The organism is Streptomyces sp. NPDC058964, assembly GCF_042741275.1.
Classification (GTDB): domain Bacteria; phylum Actinomycetota; class Actinomycetes; order Streptomycetales; family Streptomycetaceae; genus Streptomyces.
In genome coordinates this window covers 1-1,875 of record NZ_JBHYKH010000896.1, presented here as the reverse complement: position 1 = coordinate 1,875, position 1,875 = coordinate 1, and the positions used below count along the sequence as shown (strand labels likewise).

Genomic DNA, 1,875 nt, shown 5'->3' with positions numbered 1-1,875 from the left:
ATCGGGCTAACCCCCCCCCCGACAACCCCCAAAAATTGGCCCTATTGCGGGGGGGGCGGCCCCCCCCCCCCCCCGTCGTGCGGCCCCCTCGGCGCTGGGGAACCCTGGAGGTGGAGGTGGCTGGCCATGGACCCCGTCGAGGCGCTGGACCGGATCGCCTTCCTGCTGGAGCGGTCCCTCGCGCCGACCTACCGCGTGAAGGCCTTCCGGACCGCGGCCCGGGTGCTGGCGGCCCTGCCCGAGGAGGAGGTCGCCGAGCGCACCGCCGCCGGCACGCTGGAGTCGAGCCGCGGCGTCGGCCCCAACCCCGCGCTGGTGGTGCGCGAGGCCCTGGCCGGGCAGACGCCCGAATACCTGCGGAAGCTCGAGGAGGAGGCCGAAAGCCCGCGGGCCCGCGGTGGAGAGCGGCTGCGGGAGCTGCTGCGCGGGGACTGTCATCTGCACTCCGACTGGTCCGACGGGGGCAGCCCGATCGAGGAGATGGGGCTCACCGCGGCCCGTCTGGGGCACGAGTGGGCCGTGCTGACCGACCACTCGCCGAGGCTGACCGTGGCCCGCGGGCTGTCGCCGGAGCGGCTGCGCGAGCAGCTCGACGTGGTGGCGGCCCTGAACACGACCTGGGCGCCGTTCCGGCTGCTCACCGGCATCGAGTGCGACATCCTGGACGACGGGTCGCTGGACCAGGAGCCGGAACTGCTGGAGCGGCTCGACGTGGTCGTGGTGTCCGTGCACTCCAAGCTGCGGATGGACGCCCGCGCGATGACCCGCCGCATGGTGGCCGCCGTACGCAACCCGCTCTCGGACGTCCTGGGGCACTGCACGGGCCGGCTGGTCACGGGGCGGGGTCGGCCGGAGTCGGAGTTCGACGCGGACGAGGTCTTCGCCGCGTGCGCCGCGACAGGCACGGCGGTGGAGATCAACAGCCGTCCGGAGCGGCTCGACCCGCCCCGGCGGCTGCTGCGGCGGGCGGTCGACGCCGGTGTCCTGTTCTCGATCGACACCGATGCCCACGCGCCGGGCCAGCTGGACTGGCAGATCCTCGGCTGCGCGCGGGCCGAGGAGTGCGGGGTGCCCGCCGGACGCGTCGTGACCACCTGGTCCGCGCCGGAGCTGCTGGCCTGGACCCGGGAGGCCCGGACCCCGGCACGGGCGTCGTGACGCAGATCACCACCGGGCGGTGCCGCGGCAGGAACACCCAGGGGTGGTTGCCCGTTGAACGAACCGTGGGTGTGGACGGGACAGTGTCCCCGGGCCTCACCTTTCGCCCGCAGGGACGGTCGTCCGGCTGGAGCCCTGCGGAGCCGTTCGCCGAGAGGCGACCGCCGTCCGCGCCCACCGACGGCCGCCCCGACCGTGATTCCCCCGTCACGGTCGGGGCTTTCCTCTGCCCGGCACCAGGTGCCCGGCGTCAGGCCATGAACTCGAGCAGATCGGCGTTGAGCCGGTCGGCGTGGGTGAAGGGGAGGCCGTGGGCGGCGTTCTCGTACACCTTGAACGTGGCGTCCGGCAGGAGCCGGGCCGAGCGGGCGCCGGTCAGCTCCAGCGGCGCCGACACGTCGTGCGGACCGTGCACGATCAGTACCGGCATCCGCAGCTTGGCCACCTCGGCGGCGACGTCGACCGAGACGACCACCTCCTGGATGGCGACGGACGCGTGCGGGGTGGTCACGAGGCAGCGGTCGATGAGATGGCGCACGTAGGCCGGCGACACCTCGACCCCCGGCAGGCCGATGCCGAAGAAGGCGTCGGCGTTGGCCTCGTAGAAGGCCGCCCTGTCCCTGCGGTAGATCTCGTTGGCGGCCAGCGCGGCGACGGGATCCACCCCGTCGGGGTTGTCGGGGGCGCGGGGGGGGCCGGGGGGGGGGGCGCGGGGCG

Annotated in this window: 2 protein-coding genes; one reads left to right on the top strand and one right to left on the bottom strand. The window is 74.4% G+C overall.

Annotation, left to right across the window (positions count from 1 at the left end; translation table 11 throughout):
• The first annotated feature begins 126 nt into the window (after nt 1–126).
• Nucleotides 127–1,158, top strand: a complete 1,032-nt coding sequence (locus tag ACFW2E_RS46135) for a PHP domain-containing protein (RefSeq protein WP_384477971.1) — start codon at nt 127–129, stop codon at nt 1,156–1,158.
• Nucleotides 1,159–1,408: 250 nt separating this feature from the next.
• Here ACFW2E_RS46135 and ACFW2E_RS46130 read toward each other — a convergent pair.
• Nucleotides 1,409–1,875 (bottom strand): alpha/beta fold hydrolase (locus ACFW2E_RS46130; protein WP_384477968.1); only part of this gene is annotated, 467 nt, incomplete at its 5' end.

What these genes read in the sequence shown, in the direction of transcription:
- ACFW2E_RS46135 (WP_384477971.1), top strand. Translation starts at nt 127, where the DNA reads ATGGACCCCGTCGAGGCGCTGGACCGGATCGCCTTCCTGCTGGAGCGG.